Source organism: Vibrio sp. bablab_jr001, assembly GCF_016464285.1.
Lineage (GTDB): Bacteria > Pseudomonadota > Gammaproteobacteria > Enterobacterales > Vibrionaceae > Vibrio > Vibrio fluvialis.
Genome location: NZ_JACDWZ010000113.1, coordinates 225,244 through 245,061, shown reverse-complemented (window position 1 = coordinate 245,061; position 19,818 = coordinate 225,244). Strand labels below are relative to the sequence as shown.

Genomic DNA, 19,818 nt, shown 5'->3' with positions numbered 1-19,818 from the left:
ACTATGTAATGTTGAATTGACTGTGCTCGATACCGAAGTATCAAATTGGTCACTCAGTTCATTGATAAATCTTTTGCGATTATCATCAACGAGTGCCCACACAGATTGATAGGTTTATATTGTTAAAGAGCTTTGCTTTTTCGAAGCTTTCTTCTCAAAGCGGACGGCCATTTTAGCGAGTTAACTTAGCGAGTCAACAACTTTTTTATTTAATTTTCTTTAGGTTAAGAAATCAAATTTGCCGTCTTATTTGCCCTGCTTTCTTATTCAGAATTGCCTGACAACGGATGCGCATTATAGGGAGGAAAAAACACTTGGCAATAGCAAATCAGCCAAAAAATTCGCATTTCTGACTGACCGCCTAAATTAACGCCAAGTTGAGTTTTAAGTGAGCAAAACGCCTCTGTCAGACGCCTAACTGAGCGACTTTCTGGTTGAGATGATGGATAGACTCTCTGACCTTAACGACTAATTCTTCGTAGTCTTCTTCATTGTTATGTTTATACACCAACTTGCCATTGACAAAGCTCGCCTGAATTTTGGCAGGCTCACCACAAGCAATTGGAGCGATAATTTCCGAATGACATCCCGCCATACGCGGCTGCTGAATGTCGTACAACACCAAATCGGCTGCTGCGCCAATTTCGATGCGTCCCAGATTGTGTAGACCGAGTATCGACGCACCACCAGCAGTTGCCCAATCGAGAACACCGTCTATTGTGGTAGCCGAAGCGCCATGCTGGCTTCGATGAAGTAACCAGGCAAGGTTCAACTCCTGCAACATTGAGCCCGATTCCGCAGACGCTGAGCCATCAACACCCAATGAAATCGGCATTCCCGCTTTGGCCATATTAATAACCGGAGCAATTCCGCTCCCCAAGCGGCAATTGGATGTCGGGCAATGTGCAACACCCGTTTTGGTTTCCGCGAGCAAGGCAATATCGGCAGGGCCAGCTTTAACCAAATGTGCAAACCACACATCCTCACCCAGCCAATCGCAGCTTTGCGCATATTCCACTGCTGTTTGGCCGTATTTAGTCAGCGCCTGCTGTTGGTCAAACTCTACCTCCAGCAAGTGAGAGTGTAAGCGTAACTGATGACTGCGCGCGTACTCAGCAAGAATCTTTAAATCCGACGGTGCCGCAGAATGCACAATCGTAGTTGGAGCGACCACTAAACGACGCATTGGGTTATCGCCGCTTTGATGATAGCGCTGACGACTTTCTTCCAAACGTTTAATCATCAGATCCAGTGGTTCTGGCTCGACGCCGGCTTTAAGCAATCCTTTATGGGTTCCCTTCACGGTCGCGCCACCACGACACAACACTAGCCTAATGCCCATCTCTTCTGCCGCCTGCCACACGGCTGCTTCGACTTCCTGCGAACTCTTCGCGTGATAGAGATAATGATGGTCTGCGCAAGTGGTCGCACCGGAGCGCAGCAGCTCATAGAAACCCAGTTTTGCGGCGTGGTACATCACGTCCGGTGTGATTTGCGGCCAGTATCGATACGGGACATGAGCCAGCCAGTCCCCCAAGCCATCATTTATTCCCGCCGGAATGCCTTTCAATAGTGACTGCGCGATGTGGTGGTGCGTGTTGACAAAGCCGGGGTAAATGACACACCGACTGGCGTCCACTAACTGCTCTCCCTCCGCAGGCTGCAAATCACAGCCCAATTCAGTAATCACTCCGTCACCGATACGGATGTCCTGGCAATCGGACTGGAAAGAATAAATAGCGCGTGCGTGCTTGATGAGATAGTTCATAGTGACTTCCTTTATATAGAGGCTGAATCCGATGTTCAGCATGTCTATGAGCAATGTCCCGGAGCTCTCCCCTGACCGCTTCTACTCATCATTGATTTCACACTGTATACAATGCAATTCACAGACCATCACTGAAACACTTGCTCTTTCGTTGTTGCAAACAGAGCAGGCACCGTATTAGTGCAAAATTTGCTCATCGAATGTGCAATGCGTCATTTAATCAGTTTTTACCATAAAAAAATTGTATACAACAAGCACAGCCACATGCTCTTCCCAGCACCCATGCCATAAGGTTTTGTTAATAACTCGTTAATCAATTTAAATCTCCGCTCCTAGCTGTGGCACACACTTTGCTCAAACAGTAATGACAATTCGTGAGTAGAAGCGGTTAGGTGCCGGGCGGCATCGGGACATTGCTCATAGTTAATAGAAGGCGGTGTAAAACAACCTTCAAGAAGTGCAAAGGAAGACACGGAGTAACTATTAAGACAGCCATTTCAAAAATCAAAACCCTCACCCTTTCTCTGTCGCTGGCGTGCGCGTCAGCAAGTAGTTGGGCTACAGACAAAGTGACCTTTCAGCTGGACTGGTTACCCGGAGGGGACAAGGCTCCCGTTTATGTGGGTGTTCAACAAGGATTTTTCGCTGCAGAAGATCTCGATGTCACTATTTTAGGGGGTAAAGGTTCTACGGATGCCATCACTAAGGTGGCGACAGGCACCGCAGATATCGGCTCATCTGATATCGTGGCGCTGCTGGTTGCCAAAGCCAATGACAACGTACCGGTCAAAGCCATCTATTCTCTGTTCAGCAAAGCGCCATATGCGTTTTATGTTCTGAATGATTCCTCAATCAACAGCATTAAGGACGTCGCGGGCAAAACCATCGTGACATCACCCTTTACCTCCGCCAACGTATTTTTGCCATTGATGCTGAAAAAGAATGGCGTCGATGAACAGAGCGTCAAAGTGCTCAAAGCCGATCCCGGAGCTCTTAACCCCATGCTGCTCACCGGGCAATCCGATGTCATGATCTCCTGGATGACCGATGCGGTGAAAAACCAACAACAAGCACAACAGGCAGGTAAGCAACTGACCATCCTGCCTTGGTATGATGCAGGGCTGGAATTTTACTCCTCTTCGATTATTGCCAGTGATCGCTTCCTCAACGATAAGCCAGAGGTCGCCCGTCGCTTTCTGTCCGCCTACGCCAAAGCGGTCGCTTATACTTGGGCCCACCCTGAACAAAGCGCAGCAGACGTTCATAAAATGGTACCGGAGGTCGATGCCGAGCAAGCCAGTGACACCATTAAATCGATTCGCGGCCTGGTGGTGAACGAAGTCAGCGAACGCGACGGCGTGGGCGTATTTACGCCAGCGCGGCTGGCGGAAACCTGGAAATGGACCGCAGAAGCGCAAAACATCGCACTGGACAAGCTCGATCCTGAAACCGCGATCTCACGCGATTTTTATTGAGGAGAGTACGATGCAGCCATTCGTTTCTTTCCGCGATATAGGCCATACCTATCAAACGGAACAAAGCCAGGTGACCGTACTGAATAAGGTCAACTTTGAGATCAGCAAACACGAATTTGTCGCGATTGTCGGACCGTCTGGCTGCGGCAAATCAACACTACTGCGCCAGCTGTCCGGATTGATACAGCCAACCGAAGGTCAAATCCAGGTCTTTGGGCATAAGGTCTCCGGCCCACGTGAAGACATCGGCATCGTCTTTCAGAAACCGACGCTGCTGCCGTGGAAAAATGTGCGGGATAACGTCCTTTTTCCTCTGCAGCATAAATTTGGCCACGTCAGCCCGAAAGATCGCCAATTGGCCACTGAGCTTCTGGAAAAAGTCGGCCTGAGTGATTTTGCCACCAGTCTGCCAAATCAACTCTCCGGCGGGATGCAGCAACGGGTTGGGATTGCGCGGGCGCTGTTGCTCAACCCAGACATTCTGATCATGGACGAACCGTTCTCGGCCCTTGATGCGTTAACCCGTGAAGAGATGGGCTTTGAACTGCAACGCCTGTGGATGGAAAAACCCAAAACCGTTCTGTTCATCACCCACTCTATTTCGGAAGCGGTATTGCTGGCGGATAAAGTGCTGGTGATGGGGCCTCGCCCAAGCACGGTTCTGGAAGAAATCGTGATTGACCTGCCACGTCCGCGCACCATCAATACCCTGAAGGAGGCGGATTTCGGGCGCTATACCACACGGATTCGTGAGTATTTTTATCGGCCACCGCATGACACCTCTTCCACCGAAAACGCTGAGAAAGTCACACCGCTGCGTCGCACTGTTGCCTGAGCCCACCAGTACTAAGGATTCACACTATGAAAGGATTACTCGCTAAGCGGTCGCAGAACTGGCTGCCGCTATTAGCCATTCTGACGCTGATCCCCATTTGGGAAGGCGTGTGCCGTCTGTTTGCAGTGCCGACTTTTATTCTACCAGCCCCATCCGACATCGCGCTGGCATTTACCCAAGTGTCCGCCGAACGCTGGCTAGACAATCTTTGGGCCACGCTGAGGATTGCTCTGTTTGGTTTTGCTCTATCATTCGCACTCAGTATTCCGCTGGCAATCATGATGGTCAATTCTAAGTTTTTGACCCGTGCCATCTTCCCGCTGCTGGTTGTGATTCAATCCACGCCCGTGGTGGCGATAGCGCCGCTGCTGATCGTGATATTAGGCACTGGCGATGCCCCGCGTCTGGCCATCACCTGTCTGATCACTTTTTTTCCTCTGGTCGTTTCTGCTACCACAGGCATGCTGGCCACGCCGCCGGAACTGATTGAGTTATCGCGCTCACTCAACGTCAGCAACCATAAAACCATCTGGCAAATTCGCCTGCCTTACGCCATTCCGCACATTTTCAGCGGAGTCAAAGTTGCGATTACGCTGGCCGTCATCGGCTCGGTCATTGCAGAATTTGTCGCCGCAGAAAAAGGGCTCGGGTATCTGGTGCAGTTTTCAACCTCGTATTTCAAAATCCCCCAAGCTTTTGCGGCGCTGGTATTTCTTTCCGTCGTCAGCATGGTGCTGTTCAAATCGGTCAGTTGGATTCAAAAAGGCTACTTTGCCTGGAGCCTGAGTGATGAAGAAAAACAACGTTAGGAAGATAACATGCTAAATCCAACCATCGATTACCGTTTTCTTCGCCACAGTTTTGCGCTGGCCGAAGACGCCAAATCGCGCGGCATTCACCCTTTTGCGGCCGTACTGGTCGATGCCAACGGCGAGATATTACTGGAGCAAATCAACGGCTATCTGCCTGATTTGGATATGACAGGGCATGCCGAACGGCTGATCATGACGCAAGCGAGCAAGTTATATCGGCCCGATTTTCTCAACCAATGCACGCTGTACGTATCCGCCGAACCCTGCGCCATGTGCGCCGGTGCGATTTACTGGGCTGGCGTCGGACGTGTTGTGTATGGCTTGAGCGAGACACGTTTGAAAACACTGACCGGCAATCATCCGGAAAACCCGACTTTAGCGCTGCCGTGCCGAATCGTATTTGAATCCGGACAGCGCACAACAGAAGTGCACGGACCACTCTTGGAAGAAGAAGCCGTACAAATCCAGCACGGCGCCTGGTAGTCCATATCGTTCATCTTAACCCCGGAGTAGAAGCGGTCTGCAATCATCGACGATTGCTGGACATTGCTCCAATCACAAGCACATTGCTTAATTGGAGAAATCACAATGACTCAACAAGCGTATCAACTCGACGAACTGAACTTTGAAACCACTATTGGCGGCCTTGGCGCTGAGGCGGAACTCAGCGCCATTCCATTGATTGACCTGTCTGACTTTCCCCTACGCCGAACAGAGATAACCGAGCAGTTATGGCAAGCCGCCACGGAAGTCGGCTTCTTTCAACTGGTCAATCATGGCATTGCTCTCAGCGAGATTGAACAAGCGTTTACCCTCAGTGAGCAGTTCTTTGCTTTGCCTGTCGAACAAAAACAGCGCTTTCCGCTCAAAGCGGGACTCAATGCTGGCTGGGAATTTCGTCAGCAAGTTCGCCCATCTACGGGTTTGGCAGATCAAAAGGAGTCTTATCAAATCACCCTTCCGCACATGAAGGCGTTGTGGCCAGAGCAAGAATTGGTGGCCGATTTTCAGTCACATCTACTGAGTATGGAATATCAGGCATGGCAGCTAGGGATGAAGATTCTCTCTTGCTTTGCCGACAAGTTAGGCTTTGAGCGCGATTTCTTTACCCGAGCCCACCAGCGTGATTCGGAGCATTATCTGAGTACGTTGCGTATGCTGCATTACCTGCCGATGAGCGACATTCCCGCCATTGGCGATTATTGGCGCGCGGGAGCGCACACCGACTTCGACTGTTTAACCATGGTGTTTCAGCAGGAGAATCAAGGCGGGCTGCAAGTGGCGGCAGGCAAAGATGCCAAGCAGAATTTGTTGTGGAGTAATGTGATTCCTCAGGCAGGAATCATTACCTGCAATATCGGCGACATGTTGATGCGTTGGAGCGATGACTTATTGAAGTCGACCCTGCATCGGGTGCGTATGCCGACCGCAGAAGAAAATCAGGGCTCACGCTACAGCATGGCGTTTTTCTGTCAGGCTAATCGCGATCAGATTATTCAGGGGCCGCAGCAGGTTTATCCGCCGATCACCGCTCAGGATTATCTGAAAATGCGCCTCAACGCCAACTTTGCATGAGAGCCAATCGCTCATAAAATAAAAGCCACGCGATGCGTGGCTTTTATTTCGACTACGGATTATTGCGCTGCGGTAATGTCGCCATCTTTCACGTCCAGTTTGATTGGCGTTCCCGGCAGAAATTGTCCAGCCAGAATCGATTTCGCCAGCGGGTTCTCCACATTCTGTTGAATCGCCCGTTTCAATGGACGCGCACCGTATACCGGATCGAATCCGACCTGAGCGATCAGCTCCAGCGCCTGGTCGCTGACTTGTAGCTCAAAGTCTTTTTCCAGCAGACGTTTACGCAGACGTTCCAACTGAATCGAGGCAATGGACTTGATGTGCTCACGACCCAGAGGATGGAATACCACGGTCTCATCCACACGGTTGAGGAACTCGGGACGGAAATGTTTACTCACCACTTCCATCACCTGTTCTTTGATGCCCTGGTAATCCAGTGACGCAAAGTTTTCCTGAATACGTGACGAGCCCAAGTTCGATGTCATGATCACCACCGTATTGCGGAAATCAACGGTGCGTCCCTGACCATCGGTCAGTCGGCCATCATCCAGCACCTGCAACAGAATGTTGAACACGTCCGGATGTGCTTTCTCCACCTCATCCAGTAAAATCACGGAGTACGGTTTACGGCGTACCGCTTCGGTCAGATAACCGCCCTCTTCATAACCGACATAACCTGGAGGCGCACCCACCAGACGAGCCACCGAGTGTTTCTCCATGAACTCCGACATATCGATCCGCACCATGGCATCTTCGCTGTCGAACATGAAGTTGGCGAGGGTTTTACACAGTTCCGTTTTACCCACACCGGTTGGGCCTAAGAACAGGAACGAACCAATTGGACGGTTTGGATCCGACAGGCCCGCACGGCTACGACGAATCGCATTCGCGACCACTTCGACTGCTTCAACCTGACCAATCACACGTTGGTGTAACACGTCTTCCATGCGCAGCAGTTTTTCTTTTTCTGCTTCGAGCATTTTGGCCACTGGAATACCGGTCTGTTTAGAAAGCACTTCGGCAATCTCAGCATCGGTGACTTTGTTACGCAGTAGCGTCATCTCTTGCATTTCTGCTTGCGCGGCCAAGTCGAGTTGTTTTTCCAGCTCGGGAATGCGGCCGTATTGCAACTCAGACATGCGGCTTAAATCGCCGGCACGACGCGCCACTTCGAGATCCAAACGCGCTTGTTCCAGTTCCGATTTGATGTGCTGAGTGCCTGACAACGCGGCTTTTTCCGCGTTCCACACTTCTTCCAGCTCGGCGTAATCCCGCTCCTTTTCCTGCAACTCTTCGTTGAGAATGTTGAGACGTTTTTCACTCGCTTCGTCATGTTCATTGCTCAGCGCTTGCTGCTCAATTTTCAGTTGAATGATCTTACGTTCCAGCTTATCGAGCGCTTCCGGTTTTGAGTCCATCTGCATACGAATGCTGGATGCCGCTTCATCGATCAGGTCGATAGCTTTATCCGGTAACTGACGATCCGAAACATAACGATGCGACAAGCTGGCAGCCGCAACGATCGCCGGGTCGGTAATCTCTACGTGGTGGTGCAGCTCATAACGCTCTTTCAGGCCACGCAAAATCGCCACGGTATCTTCCACACTGGGTTCGTCCACCAGCACTTTTTGGAAACGACGCTCAAGCGCTGGATCTTTTTCGATGTACTGACGATATTCATCCAATGTGGTCGCGCCGACGCAGTGCAGTTCACCACGCGCCAAAGCGGGTTTGAGCATGTTACCGGCATCCATCGAACCTTCACCTTTACCCGCGCCCACCATGGTGTGCAGTTCATCGATGAACAGAATGATATTGCCTTCTTCTTTCGCCAGTTCGTTCAACACCGATTTCAGGCGTTCTTCAAACTCACCGCGATATTTGGCGCCGGCGACCAGTGCACCCATGTCCAGAGACAGGACTCGACGACCACGCAGACCTTCGGGCACTTCGTTGTTGATGATGCGCTGAGCCAAACCTTCAACGATGGCGGTTTTACCCACGCCAGGCTCACCAATGATCACCGGGTTATTTTTGGTGCGGCGCTGCAGAACCTGAATCGTGCGGCGAATTTCATCATCGCGACCAATCACCGGATCCAGTTTGCCCTGTTCAGCTCGCTCGGTCAGATCGATGGTGAATTTCTCCAGCGCCTGACGCAGCTCTTCTGCATTCGGATCATTAACCTTCTGGCCACCACGGATCTTTTCGATCGCTGCAGTGACTTTTTTCTCAGTCAGACCGAAATCTTTCAGTAGTTGGCCCAGAGGACCTTTGTCTTCCAGTGCCGCCAACAGGTAAATTTCAGACGAGATATAGGCGTCCTGACGCTTTTGCGCCACTTTGTCACATAGGTTAAACAGTGTGCCCAAACCACTGGACAGTTGAACATCGCCGCCAATACCACTGACTTTCGGTAGACGATCCAGAATTTCGCCCAGTTTGGAACGCAGCTGCATTGCATCCACATCCAACATAGTCAGCAGTGGACGAATCGGACTCCCGGTCTGATCGAGCAACGCCACCATCAGGTGCACAGGTTCGATGTACTGATGATCACGCCCGAGCGCAAGTGACTGAGCGTCAGAAATCGCTATTTGGAATTTACTGGTAAATCTGTCAAGACGCATAACAACCTTCCTAACCTCGTCTGAGATAAACTAACAACGTTAAGAAAGATGGTTACGCAGAGGGAAATTTTCAAGTGAAGACCATTAACTTTATCTGGTTTAATTTTCATCAATCCAGATAAAACTGGCCTGACGGCCGGTCACGCCATCGCGGCGATAAGAATAGAAAAGGTTGGCGTCCTGATAGGTACAGAGTCCGTTATCAAACACACGCTCAATACCTAGTTTGGCTAAACGCAGGCGAGTCAGGTGATTCATGTCTGCCCACCATTTTCCTGCTTGTTTACCCGGCTTAAACGCCAGATGCGCGTTGTCATCGTGAGCACTGAACGCTGCCAGCACATCATCACCGACTTCAAACGCTTGTGGGCCAATCGCGGGGCCCAGCCACACTAACACATCTTCGTTTGCAAACTGGCTCAGCGCATTTTCGACAATGCCCCCCGACAATCCACGCCAACCGGCATGCACCGCAGCAACCTTTGTCCCTTGCGTGTTGGAGATCAACACAGGCAGGCAATCGGCGGTCATCGCAGAGCACACCACATTGGGAGCTGTCGTCCAAACCCCATCCGCATCGAGTACTTGGGATGTCGGCGCGCCCACTTCAAGTACGACCGTCGAATGAGTCTGGTTGAGCCAAATCGGCGCACTTGGCATGCCTGCGTCATGTTTTAGCTGGTCGCGATTACGCTCAACGAACTTCGGATCATCCCCAACGTGCATGCCCAAATTCAAACCCGCATATGGCGGCTGAGAAAAGCCACCCACTCGGGTTGAAGAGAGCGCCTTCACCGAAGTCGGTGCTGGCCAGTTGGGGAGAATCCAGCTCATTAATCAGTACTCTTCCGAATGGTTCAGTTTGGCGTCTTCGCGCAGTGCTTCTGTCATGACGACCATGTCATCCGGCACTGGCGCGTGGAATTCCAACTCTTCACCAGTGATCGGATGAGCAAAACGCAGCATAACCGCATGCAGAGCCTGACGATCGAAACCGCGAATCATGTCAGTCAACTCTTGCGTTGCACCTTTAGGAATGCGTGCGCGGCCACCGTAAGCGGTATCGCCAAGCAGTGGGTGTTGCAGGTATGCCATGTGGACACGAATCTGGTGTGTACGACCCGTTTCCAGACGCAGACGCAGACGCGTATGCTCACGGAAATGTTCGGCCACACGATAGTGCGTTACGGCAGGTTTACCCAGCGGGCTCACCGCCATCAGGGTACGTTTGGTTGAATGACGGCCAATTGGCTTATCGATCATGCCGCCCGCAGTCATTTTACCGATCGCAATCGCTTCGTACTCACGAGTAATGTTACGTTTTTGCAGTTCACGTACTAAGCGCGTTTGAGCCGGAACTGTCTTCGCCACCACCATCAGACCGGTAGTGTCTTTATCCAGACGATGCACGATACCCGCACGTGGTACTTCTGCAATCGGCGGGTAGTGGAACAGCAAAGCGTTCAGCACTGTACCATCCGGCGTGCCTGCACCCGGGTGAACCACCAAGTCTCGCGGTTTGTTGATGACGATGATGTCGTCATCTTCGTAGACGATATTCAGCGGAATATCCTGAGCTTCCCAGCGTTGTTCATCTTCCAGTTCAGCCTGAACTGTTATCGCTTCACCACCCATCACTTTGGTGCGTGGTTTGGTCACGACGGTGCCGTTGACCATGACTTTGCCTTCCAACAACCATTCTTTCAGGCGTGAACGGGAAAAATCGGTAAATAATTCAGCCACAGCTTGGTCTAAACGCTGACCAAGCTGGCTCTCTTTTACTGTATGAGTTAATTCAATCTGCTGAGCCATATCGAACTTTTTTAAAAACCGTGAGACTAATAGCCACTAGTGTGGAAAAATATGGCGTCATTGTATCTGTTACTGCCAAGAAAGTAACGAAACGTTTTGCGGAGCACCAAAGCTCCAAGTGTATAAGCTTTAATTGCAAGGAACTCACTCCTGACATGAAATACCAAACTTTATCAGGCTTACTCGCGTTATCTCTATTGGCTGGCTGTTCGAGCAACAAAGAGATTGTCCCGGATGTCCCGCCGGCACAGTTGTACACCGAAGCTCAGACCTCGCTGCAAGGTGGTAACTGGATGACAGCAATCGAGAAGCTTGAAGCTCTGGATTCCCGTTACCCGTTTGGTGCGTATTCCGAGCAAGTGCAGTTAGATTTAATTTACGCCTACTACAAAAACGACGATCTGGCGTTGGGTCTGGCTACCATTGAACGTTTCACCCGCCTGAACCCGACCCATGAAAAAATGGACTGGGTTCTCTACATGCGCGGTCTGACTCACATGGCGCAGGATCGTAACTTCATGCACGATCTGTTTAACGTCGATCGTGCCGATCGCGATCCAGAGCCAGTCAAAGCGGCTTTTGCCGATTTTAAAAAGCTGCTGCAACGCTACCCGAACAGTCCATATGCGGAAGACGCACAGCGTCGCATGTTCGCGTTGAAAAACCGCCTGGCCGAGTATGATCTCGCGACGGCGGACTTCTATCTGCGTCGCGAAGCGTGGATTGCCGCTATCAACCGCACTCAGGAACTGCAAAAAACCTATCCTGATACCGAAGCAGCGCGCAAATCACTCGACATTCAGTTGCAAGCTTACAAAGAGTTAGGGCTGGAAGAATCGGTGAAACGCACCCAGCAATTGATGGAACTGAACCCAGAGTAACCCCGTCAAATTAACCATCAACAAGGCCACGCTAATGCGTGGCTTTTTTATTGCCCTTCATTGCCGATTTTTCCGTTTGTTCATAAACTTAATGCCAGCAAAATATGCAAAGGAGCCGCATTTTGCGAGTATGTAAACTGGGACTGTTAAGCCTACTCTATTGCTTAAGTTTACCGGTCAGTGGCCTGGAGTTGTCGCCGCTGACGAATCAACCTTATGTCGGTGATTGGCCTGTATTGAAAGAGAAAGGCACCATTCGGGTCGTGGTGTCGGCAGATTTAGGTTTTTACTACGTGGAAGGCGGCAGACCAAAAGGGATTGGCGCAGAACTGCTGTACCATTTTGAGCAGAGCCTGAAAAAGCAATCGCCCTATGTTCATGTGCAGGTCATTCCCGTATTGAGAGATGAACTGCTCCCCAGTGTCGAAGCAGGCTTTGCAGACCTCGCCGTCGCTAATCTGACCGTTACCCCGAGCCGCTTAGAACACGTTGACTTCAGCACTCCGTTGACCAAAGAGATTGAAGAATTCGTGGTCACCGACAAGACCTATCCTGAACTCATCAACATCGCGCAGTTAAGCGGCAAAGAGATCTGGCTGCGTGAAAGCTCCAGTTATCTGGAGAGCATCAACAAGGTGAATGCTGCTCTCAGCGAACGCAATCTGGCACCAGTTCGCCTTCATTTTATTGAAGAGGCACTGCAGGATTACGAATTGCTGGAAATGGTCAACGCCGGACATATTTCTGCTACCGTACTCGACAGCCATAAAGCAGAAATGTGGCAGCACGTGATGGAAAACATTCAGATACACAGTGAAATACCACTCCGGGAACATGGTCAGATTGCTTGGGCGATGCGCAAGAATAGTCCAAAATTGCAATCGATGGTCAATCAGTACTTAAAGACGGTCAAATCGGGCACCCTGCTTGGCAACGTGATTTACAGTAAGTACATCGACGATACTCGCTGGCTGACTAAAGCGCTTAACCCGCAGAAACTGGCCAAGCTTGGCCAACTGCGGAAAATGTTCACCCACTATTCCGAGATGTACGAATTTGAATATCTGATGATGGCCGCTCAGGGTTTTCAGGAGTCCGGCTTTGATCAGCGTAAAGTCTCGCACAAAGGCGCGGTAGGCATCATGCAGGTCCTACCCAGCACCGCCAAAGATCCCAACGTCAACATTGCCCATATAGAGAAAGCAGAAAACAACATTCATGCGGGCATCAAGTACATGCGCTTTATTAAAGACCGCTACTTCTCTGAACCAGAGATAAGCCCCGATGATCAAGTGTATTTCGCGCTCGCAGCCTACAACGCAGGCCCGGCCAACATCAATCGAATGCGCAGATTGGCAAAAAAACACGGTTTTAATCCCAATGTGTGGTTCAAAAATGTCGAAGTGATCACCCGCCGTAATATCGGTAAAGAGACGGTGCGCTATGTTTCGAACATCAGTCGTTACTACGTCGTGTACAAACAGTTGGATGCGTTACGACGAGTGAAACAAGAAAACACTGCGGCAAATTCAGAGTTATCGCTGAACACAGAATCGGTTCAACAGTAAAAGCCGATCAACTGCACAAAATAACTTGCTCAGGATTCATACAGGGGAATTTAACGGGCCGAGACAAGGCCCTAAAAATGGGGAGATTTTCAGTCGATTACCTTTCCAATTTAGCCACATAAGGCAGAATCTCAAGCTTTTTTTATCGTTTCTCTCATCACTCTTTGCGTAAGATCACGTTTGGTTTCAAAGGCAAAAACACACGTCACAAAGGTGACTTAGATCACGTTCTTTTAGCATGGGATAGGTAATCTGGAGTTAACCCACAAGGGATGCAACAGAGGAAAAAGCACTATGCAAATGAATATTACTGGTAAAAACATCGAAATCACCTCTGCAATCCGCAATCACATTGAGAGTAAGTTTAAGAAACTAGAAAAATGGCAAGTGGACATCATCGGATGTCAGGCAAGTTTCAGTGAGGAACCCAACAAGCAGAAAAAATTTGAAGCGACCGTCAGCATTCCAAAAGGACAACTCATCGCTTCCGCTGTACACGATGATCTGTATGCCGCCATTAATGAGGTAGAACAAAAACTCGAACGCCAATTGAATAAACTTCGTCACAAACCAGAAGCACGTCGAACCGACAAACCAGAGCTGGAAGAAGAAGTGGAAGAATAAAGGAAACGGTTCACAGATAGCGCCTTCGGGCGCTATTTTTTTGCTTGACGCTCCCACCCCGCTTGCTTATTGTGTGGACTTCTCAATAACATTTTCTACGGAAAACAATGACGCTTAACTCCCTGTTCTTTTTTGACTTCTTTTTTCTCCAATAACCTTGGGGGCGTGCTCGTTTACGAAAGAAAAGTCAAAAACGAACAGAAAGCCTCCCACTGGGAGGTTTTTTTATAAGGATAATTTGCATGACAGACAAACAGTACTCGCTCGAAGAGATTCGATTGCGCTTAAATGAACTTGATGACCAACTGCTGAGCCTGTTCTCAGAGCGCCGTAAACTCAGCATTGAAGTAGCAAAGAGCAAAGTCGAAACATCCAAACCTGTGCGCGACGCCGCACGTGAGCAGCAACTGCTTGTCAAACTGATCCACGCGGGTAAAGACAAATACCAGCTTGATGCTCAGTACATCACCAAACTATTCCACACCATCATTGAAGATTCGGTTCTCCTGCAGCAGGCTTACTTACAGAATCTGGCTAACCCACAAAGTCGCAAACCATTGGCGCGTGTGGCGTTTCTTGGCTCTAAAGGCTCCTACTCACATCTGGCCACTCGTGAATACTTCAGCCGCAAAAATACCGAGCTGATTGAACTCAACTGTGAGCAGTTCAAAGAAGTCACCCGAACCGTAGAGTCCGGCCATGCCGACTACGGCGTACTGCCGATTGAAAATACCAGTTCCGGTTCAATCAACGAAGTGTACGACCTTCTGCAACACACCACGCTGTATATTGTCGGTGAAATCACTCAGCCGATTGAGCACTGCCTGGTTGCGACGAAAGACATTCGCCTGGAAGACCTCAAAGTGCTGTATTCACACCCACAGCCACATCAGCAATGCAGCGAATTCCTAAGCCGCCTGAAAGGCGTCAAGCTGGAAACTTGCGCGAGTACGGCCGATGCAATGAAGAAGGTACAGGAACTGAATCGCACAGATGTTGCTGCGATTGGCAATGCATCAAGCGGTAAACTTTACGGCCTGCAAGCCATTCAGGGCAACATCGCCAATCAGACCGAAAACCATACCCGCTTTATTGTGGTCGCGCGCAAACCGGTTGAAGTCTCACCGCAAATCCCGGCTAAAACCACGCTGATCATGTCCACCTCGCAAGAAGCGGGCTCATTGGTCTCCACGCTGCTGGTGCTGCAACGATACGGCATCAACATGACTAAGCTGGAATCACGCCCAATCATGGGGAACCCATGGGAAGAGATGTTTTACGTCGATCTGGAGGCACATCTGGATTCCGAAGAGATGCAGCAGGCTCTGGTTGAACTCACGCGCCTGACTCGTCACCTCAAAGTGCTGGGCTGTTATCCAAGCGAAAATGTGAAGCCGACTCAGGTTAAGCTTGCTGAACGATAACTGAATCATACATTTCGCTGCAAACGCTGGTAGTTGCATATCCAATCCCTATAATGACCACTGCAAATTTAACGAGTGGTCATAAGTGCACTGCCGGCGGATACGTTCGTCGCATTTGAGTGTCGCAGAACAAGGATATCGTTCCGGTAGTGGCCGGACGAACTCAAACGGATGACAAAAACTATTCTCTCGGCACTGTTAGGGCTCAGTATCCTGTCGGTGCCCGTCAAGAGTTCCGAACTCAATGTTTACTTGTGGGAAGATACCCTTTCACCACGGGTCATTGACGCCTGGAACCAAGCCAATCCTGATAGCGCGATTCATCTGTATCACTTCGATAACGACGATGAACGCAGCCTGTTGATGCTGAAAAGTATTCAACTGCCGTTTGATATTGTGGTGCTGGATAATGTCTCCGCACATATCTTCTCTCGCCAGGATGTGTTTGAAGATCTCTCGACTTTGCCCCATCGCAACAATAATGCCGAGAAATGGAACCAGGCGTGCGGCTCTCATGCCGTCCCCTATTTTTGGGGCTATGTAGGCATTGCTTATCGCAAAAGCAAATTGCCGGCACCGCCGACTCAATGGTCGCAACTGGTCAATATCAGTGATGATATGAAAGGCCATGTCGGGCTGATTTCTGACAGCGTCGAAACTTTGCTACCAGCTCTCTACGCCCTCGGATACTCGCCGATCACCGAATCAGTGGAGGCATTGAAAGCGGCTTATCAGGCACTTGAGCAATCTAATCCAAATATCTTGACCTACGAATATGCATTAAGTTACGTTCGAAGCCATGCCAAAACTGATAACTTATATATGGCATTGGCGTACAGTGGCGATCAATATTCGTTAAACCGCTTCTATGAAAACGATGACTGGGGCTTTAGCCTGCCGGAAGGGCGACCTTACCTGTGGGTGGACTGCATGGCAGTCAACAGTCATTCCGTGAACAAACAGGAGGCCAAAGCGTTTCTTGATTTCCTGATGCTGCCTGAAATCGCAGCCATGAACGCCGAAGATATACAAGCCGCTACGCCCAACCTGAGTGCCATCTCATTGATGACGGAAGAGTATCGCAACGACTCAAGCCTGTTTCCCTCCCCCTACTTGATTGACCGGGGCATCATTGACAGCGAGATTTCACCGGACAACCTAAACGTCAGAGCTAAAATAATTAACAGTGTGATCAACCAACATGAAGCTCAACCATAGAATTCTTCTGCTGATTGCTCCGGTGATTCTGCTCAGTGCAGCAGCGTCCAGCTATATTATTTACAGCAGTCAGAAAGACGCACTGCTTAAAAAGACCGATAGCTACCTGCAGTTAAATATGGAGAAACTGGCCAGCCATTTCAGACAAACCAGCGCTCTGGTCAATAGCTATTCGTTCACCCTCGCCAAAAGCGACATCATTCGCCACTATTTCTATTACGAACACAATCCCTATCGCGAACTGGAACTGGTGGATAACCTGCACGAAACCATCAGAATTCTGCAACCGAACGATTCCCAGTACGTCGCGCTCTCCATTCTCGATGGTAACCGCAAGATCCTGTATTACGCGGAAAACAGCTACGACCCGTTTGCACAAATGGATCCGTTGGTGAAACAGTTCGTCGACCAGCGCTTTAATCAGACCGGTAAAACGTCCGACATCAGCTACACCGAAAACTCCGCAGGTGAAGGCATTTTGGTTCGCTACGACGCCCTCGATACCAAAACCCTGCAAACGCCGCTGAGTTATAACCGCAATGAAGTGTTCTTTATTGTGGTGTATGTCGTATTGGATAAGTTCAACGCCCTGCGTCAGCAGATTGAGTTCGACAACCGAAGCCAGATTTTCTTTCAGGACCATCCTCCGGAAAATCCGCAAAAACTGACTCAAAGTGTTGAACTGCAACCCGGTATGTATGCGATTCTCGACCCGGCGCCAATGTTATTACGTACCCATCTGGATCAGATATACAAAGAACTGACTCTCTCTTTTGGCATGTCGGCACTCATCACGGTGTTGCTACTGCTGATTCTACTCTATAAGTACATGATTAACCCGATTTTGCGCCTCGATAAGCAGCTTCAGGAAGTCGAAAACAAACAACGCAAAAATATCGAAATTCTCAACGGCAGTGATGAACTCAGCCGTCTTTCTTCGCGCTTCTACGCGATGTACACCGAGCTTGATACCACCTATCAGCGTACCAAGACGCTTGCCGAATATGATCACCTGACCAAGCTGGCAAACCGTCGTCAGTTTCAGGTTCAGGCCGAACGCACCTTGCAGGAAACGCCGCGCAACAGCCATATCTGGGTGCTGTATATCGACCTCGACAACTTCAAATATGTGAACGACAAATACGGTCATCAGATTGGTGATTCGTTGTTGGTCAGCTTCGCCGATCATGTGCGCCGGTTATGCGAGGAGTTCAAACTGCGGGACTTCACCTACAGTCTGGCTGCCCGCCTTTCCGGCGATGAGTTTGCTATTCTGCTCTGCGCGCCCAACCGTAAAAATGACAATGCCAATCAGTTTGCCCTGCGCCTGCTCGATCCGATTCAAAAACACGACGACTCGCCTTTGGGGCATTTCCCGATCACCGCCAGTATCGGTATCGCGACCTATCCGGAAGATGGCGACCATATCGAGAAATTGTTACTCAACGCCGATACTGCGATGTATCAGGCTAAGAACGCAGGTAAAAACCAGATCGCGCACTATTCACAGCAGCTCGATGAGATTGTTCAGCGACGCAACAATATTGAACGGGCGCTGCGACTGGGCAACTTTGACCAGGAATTCAGTCTGGTCTATCAGCCTTATTTCACCTACTCCGGGCATAAAGTGGCCGGATTTGAAGTGCTCTTGCGTTGGGAATCCGAGCAACTGGGCGAAGTATCGCCGGATGAATTTATTCCGATTGCTGAACAGACCGGATTGTTTGGCCTAATCGACCGCTGGGTGGTTGAATCTGCCTTTGCCGAGCTCAATACTTTACGCAATCTGTTTACCCAGCCTGTGCAGATTTCGATTAACCTGTCGTCGGCAGAACTCGACTCTCAGCATTTGGCGCAGTTTATCCACCAGCAGGCTCAATTGCACCAAGTCACGCCGCGTTGGGTCGATTTTGAAATTACCGAAACCTTTGCCGCCGACTCCAAAAGCTTCTCTCTTTTGCATGAACTGTCGCTCATGGGGTATGGCCTCACGATTGACGATTTTGGCTCTGGCTACACTTCTATTGCCCAACTGGTGCAGTATCCAGTGCACAAAATTAAGTTTGATCGGGCGTTTTTAGATACACTGATCGCCACCAACAAACAAAAAGTCATCAAGCCACTCATCGACCTATGCCATTCGCAACGCATGAAAGTGACGGCGGAAGGTATTGAAAGCGAAGAGATGCATCAGTGGCTCGCCAGCTATCGATGCGACTACATGCAAGGTTTCTTCTTTGGCAAGCCGATGTCGCTGAGTGAAGTGCGAGCGTGGCAGCAACAATACGAGATTACAGAACTCTATGAAAAAGGTGATCATTGCTTCTCTTAACCCTGCCAAAATCCGTGCAGTGGAAAGTGCTTTTTCAACCGTATTTCCTGATTACCGCTGTGTTTTTCAGGGGGTGAGCGTACCCAGCGAAGTGGCCGATCAGCCCATGAGCGATCATGAGACTAAGCTCGGCGCTCTCAACCGAGTCCGCAATGCCAAGCAGCGTATTACCGACGGCGATTTTTATGTCGGGTTGGAAGCGGGTATTGATGGCGACGTGACATTTGCCTGGATGATCATTGAATCGGCCACACAACGCGGTGAATCACGCTCGGCCAGCCTGATGCTGCCACCTGAAGTCCTCAGCAAACTGGCGGATGCCAACGAGCTCGGCGATGTGATGGACGAAGTGTTCGGTACCGATAACATCAAACAGAAAGGCGGCGCGATTGGTTTGCTGACACAGCACCACCTGACCCGCAGCTCGGTTTACCATCAGGCTTTGATTCTAGCGCTGATCCCGTTTACCAACCCAGAACATTTCCCGAACAATCTGTAGAAAATTGACGGGGAACCAAGACAATAAAGCCAGCCCGAAGGCTGGCTTTACTTATTTCAGAATCAACTGACTCAACGTTTCTCTGTCGCTGTCGGAGCGCGACTTCAACTCATTTGAGCCCCGAGTAATCGTCGCGATACCCACGCCCAGCATCTGACTCACCTGGCGCTGTGACATCTCGCCTTTTAACAGTTCGCAGAGAATATTGACCCTGGCCACCAGCGCTTCACGCTCGTCCGGGGTCATTAACATCGTTAACAGCATCTCATGCTGTCCTTGGTCTGCGGCTTGTTTTACTAATGTCATCAGCTGCGACCAGTCACTGTACTCAGGTTGTTGTGACATGATTGTACTCGTTGAGT

At 50.0% G+C, this 19,818-nt stretch carries 17 protein-coding genes and 1 other annotated feature; of the genes, 12 read left to right on the top strand and 5 right to left on the bottom strand.

Going from position 1 to position 19,818, the window contains the following annotated elements:
• Positions 1-406: 406 nt before the first annotated feature.
• Complete coding sequence (locus JIG40_RS22715) at positions 407-1,768, bottom strand: amidohydrolase family protein (protein ID WP_199466129.1); 1,362 nt, start codon at positions 1,766-1,768, stop codon at positions 407-409.
• A gap of 569 nt (positions 1,769-2,337) precedes the next feature.
• Here JIG40_RS22715 and JIG40_RS22710 point away from each other — a divergent pair.
• The 5 genes from JIG40_RS22710 to JIG40_RS22690 all read left to right on the top strand — a co-directional run bounded on the left by JIG40_RS22710 (position 2,338) and on the right by JIG40_RS22690 (position 6,465).
• Entirely contained in the window at positions 2,338-3,243 is a 906-nt protein-coding gene (locus JIG40_RS22710; RefSeq protein WP_348541349.1) for an ABC transporter substrate-binding protein, read from the top strand.
• Between the two features lie 10 nt (positions 3,244-3,253).
• Positions 3,254-4,078 (top strand): ABC transporter ATP-binding protein, encoded by an 825-nt coding sequence (locus JIG40_RS22705; RefSeq protein WP_199466128.1) that lies wholly within the window; start codon positions 3,254-3,256, stop codon positions 4,076-4,078.
• A gap of 26 nt (positions 4,079-4,104) precedes the next feature.
• A complete protein-coding gene (locus JIG40_RS22700) occupies positions 4,105-4,887 on the top strand; it encodes an ABC transporter permease (protein ID WP_032081982.1) in 783 nt (260 codons plus the stop codon).
• Between the two features lie 9 nt (positions 4,888-4,896).
• Positions 4,897-5,373, top strand: coding sequence for a nucleoside deaminase (locus JIG40_RS22695; RefSeq protein WP_199466127.1), 477 nt, complete (start codon positions 4,897-4,899; stop codon positions 5,371-5,373).
• A gap of 105 nt (positions 5,374-5,478) precedes the next feature.
• Entirely contained in the window at positions 5,479-6,465 is a 987-nt protein-coding gene (locus JIG40_RS22690) for a 2-oxoglutarate and iron-dependent oxygenase domain-containing protein (protein ID WP_154184056.1), read from the top strand.
• Between the two features lie 59 nt (positions 6,466-6,524).
• Here the strand turns inward: JIG40_RS22690 and clpB are convergent, their stop codons facing one another.
• From clpB to rluD, 3 genes are all read right to left on the bottom strand, one after another.
• Positions 6,525-9,098, bottom strand: a complete 2,574-nt coding sequence (gene clpB, locus JIG40_RS22685; RefSeq protein WP_044366067.1) for an ATP-dependent chaperone ClpB — start codon at positions 9,096-9,098, stop codon at positions 6,525-6,527.
• 99 nt (positions 9,099-9,197) lie between these two features.
• Positions 9,198-9,932 (bottom strand): peptidoglycan editing factor PgeF, encoded by a 735-nt coding sequence (gene pgeF, locus JIG40_RS22680; RefSeq protein WP_020332117.1) that lies wholly within the window; start codon positions 9,930-9,932, stop codon positions 9,198-9,200.
• Between the two features lie 3 nt (positions 9,933-9,935).
• A complete protein-coding gene (gene rluD / locus JIG40_RS22675; RefSeq protein ID WP_020332116.1) occupies positions 9,936-10,910 on the bottom strand; it encodes a 23S rRNA pseudouridine(1911/1915/1917) synthase RluD in 975 nt (324 codons plus the stop codon).
• Between the two features lie 155 nt (positions 10,911-11,065).
• Between rluD and JIG40_RS22670 the strand changes: the two genes are divergently transcribed.
• From JIG40_RS22670 to yjjX, 7 genes are all read left to right on the top strand, one after another.
• Positions 11,066-11,791 carry an outer membrane protein assembly factor BamD gene (locus JIG40_RS22670; RefSeq protein ID WP_199466126.1) on the top strand — a complete coding sequence of 242 codons (726 nt, stop codon included), beginning with the start codon at positions 11,066-11,068 and terminating at the stop codon, positions 11,789-11,791.
• 137 nt (positions 11,792-11,928) lie between these two features.
• The gene (locus JIG40_RS22665) at positions 11,929-13,359 is read left to right on the top strand and encodes a lytic transglycosylase F (RefSeq protein ID WP_244662713.1); all 1,431 of its coding nucleotides are present in this window, start codon (positions 11,929-11,931) and stop codon (positions 13,357-13,359) included.
• Between the two features lie 294 nt (positions 13,360-13,653).
• On the top strand, positions 13,654-13,983 hold the full coding sequence (gene raiA, locus JIG40_RS22660; RefSeq protein WP_020430586.1) for a ribosome-associated translation inhibitor RaiA: 330 nt from the start codon (positions 13,654-13,656) through the stop codon (positions 13,981-13,983).
• Positions 13,984-14,092: 109 nt separating this feature from the next.
• Positions 14,093-14,212 (top strand) — a sequence feature (Phe leader region).
• 13 nt (positions 14,213-14,225) lie between these two features.
• On the top strand, positions 14,226-15,407 hold the full coding sequence (gene pheA / locus JIG40_RS22655; RefSeq protein ID WP_020332112.1) for a prephenate dehydratase: 1,182 nt from the start codon (positions 14,226-14,228) through the stop codon (positions 15,405-15,407).
• Between the two features lie 171 nt (positions 15,408-15,578).
• Entirely contained in the window at positions 15,579-16,625 is a 1,047-nt protein-coding gene (locus JIG40_RS22650; protein ID WP_199466124.1) for a spermidine/putrescine ABC transporter substrate-binding protein, read from the top strand.
• Positions 16,609-18,957 (top strand): EAL domain-containing protein, encoded by a 2,349-nt coding sequence (locus tag JIG40_RS22645; protein ID WP_199466123.1) that lies wholly within the window; start codon positions 16,609-16,611, stop codon positions 18,955-18,957. Before JIG40_RS22650 ends, JIG40_RS22645 begins: the two co-directional genes overlap by 17 nt.
• Complete coding sequence (gene yjjX / locus JIG40_RS22640) at positions 18,929-19,456, top strand: inosine/xanthosine triphosphatase (RefSeq protein WP_032081974.1); 528 nt, start codon at positions 18,929-18,931, stop codon at positions 19,454-19,456. Before JIG40_RS22645 ends, yjjX begins: the two co-directional genes overlap by 29 nt.
• Before the next feature lie 51 nt (positions 19,457-19,507).
• On the opposite strand, the gene trpR is transcribed toward yjjX, so the two are convergent.
• Positions 19,508-19,801 carry a trp operon repressor gene (gene trpR, locus JIG40_RS22635; RefSeq protein ID WP_020332108.1) on the bottom strand — a complete coding sequence of 98 codons (294 nt, stop codon included), beginning with the start codon at positions 19,799-19,801 and terminating at the stop codon, positions 19,508-19,510.
• Between the last annotated feature and the right edge of the window lie 17 nt (positions 19,802-19,818).

What these genes read in the sequence shown, in the direction of transcription:
- pheA (WP_020332112.1), top strand. Translation starts at nt 14,226, where the DNA reads ATGACAGACAAACAGTACTCGCTCGAAGAGATTCGATTGCGCTTAAAT.
- raiA (WP_020430586.1), top strand. Translation starts at nt 13,654, where the DNA reads ATGCAAATGAATATTACTGGTAAAAACATCGAAATCACCTCTGCAATC.
- JIG40_RS22700 (WP_032081982.1), top strand. Translation starts at nt 4,105, where the DNA reads ATGAAAGGATTACTCGCTAAGCGGTCGCAGAACTGGCTGCCGCTATTA.
- trpR (WP_020332108.1), bottom strand. Translation starts at nt 19,801, where the DNA reads ATGTCACAACAACCTGAGTACAGTGACTGGTCGCAGCTGATGACATTA.
- rluD (WP_020332116.1), bottom strand. Translation starts at nt 10,910, where the DNA reads ATGGCTCAGCAGATTGAATTAACTCATACAGTAAAAGAGAGCCAGCTT.
- JIG40_RS22690 (WP_154184056.1), top strand. Translation starts at nt 5,479, where the DNA reads ATGACTCAACAAGCGTATCAACTCGACGAACTGAACTTTGAAACCACT.
- JIG40_RS22650 (WP_199466124.1), top strand. Translation starts at nt 15,579, where the DNA reads ATGACAAAAACTATTCTCTCGGCACTGTTAGGGCTCAGTATCCTGTCG.
- JIG40_RS22695 (WP_199466127.1), top strand. Translation starts at nt 4,897, where the DNA reads ATGCTAAATCCAACCATCGATTACCGTTTTCTTCGCCACAGTTTTGCG.
- JIG40_RS22645 (WP_199466123.1), top strand. Translation starts at nt 16,609, where the DNA reads ATGAAGCTCAACCATAGAATTCTTCTGCTGATTGCTCCGGTGATTCTG.
- clpB (WP_044366067.1), bottom strand. Translation starts at nt 9,098, where the DNA reads ATGCGTCTTGACAGATTTACCAGTAAATTCCAAATAGCGATTTCTGAC.
- JIG40_RS22715 (WP_199466129.1), bottom strand. Translation starts at nt 1,768, where the DNA reads ATGAACTATCTCATCAAGCACGCACGCGCTATTTATTCTTTCCAGTCC.
- JIG40_RS22670 (WP_199466126.1), top strand. Translation starts at nt 11,066, where the DNA reads ATGAAATACCAAACTTTATCAGGCTTACTCGCGTTATCTCTATTGGCT.
- JIG40_RS22705 (WP_199466128.1), top strand. Translation starts at nt 3,254, where the DNA reads ATGCAGCCATTCGTTTCTTTCCGCGATATAGGCCATACCTATCAAACG.
- yjjX (WP_032081974.1), top strand. Translation starts at nt 18,929, where the DNA reads ATGAAAAAGGTGATCATTGCTTCTCTTAACCCTGCCAAAATCCGTGCA.
- pgeF (WP_020332117.1), bottom strand. Translation starts at nt 9,932, where the DNA reads ATGAGCTGGATTCTCCCCAACTGGCCAGCACCGACTTCGGTGAAGGCG.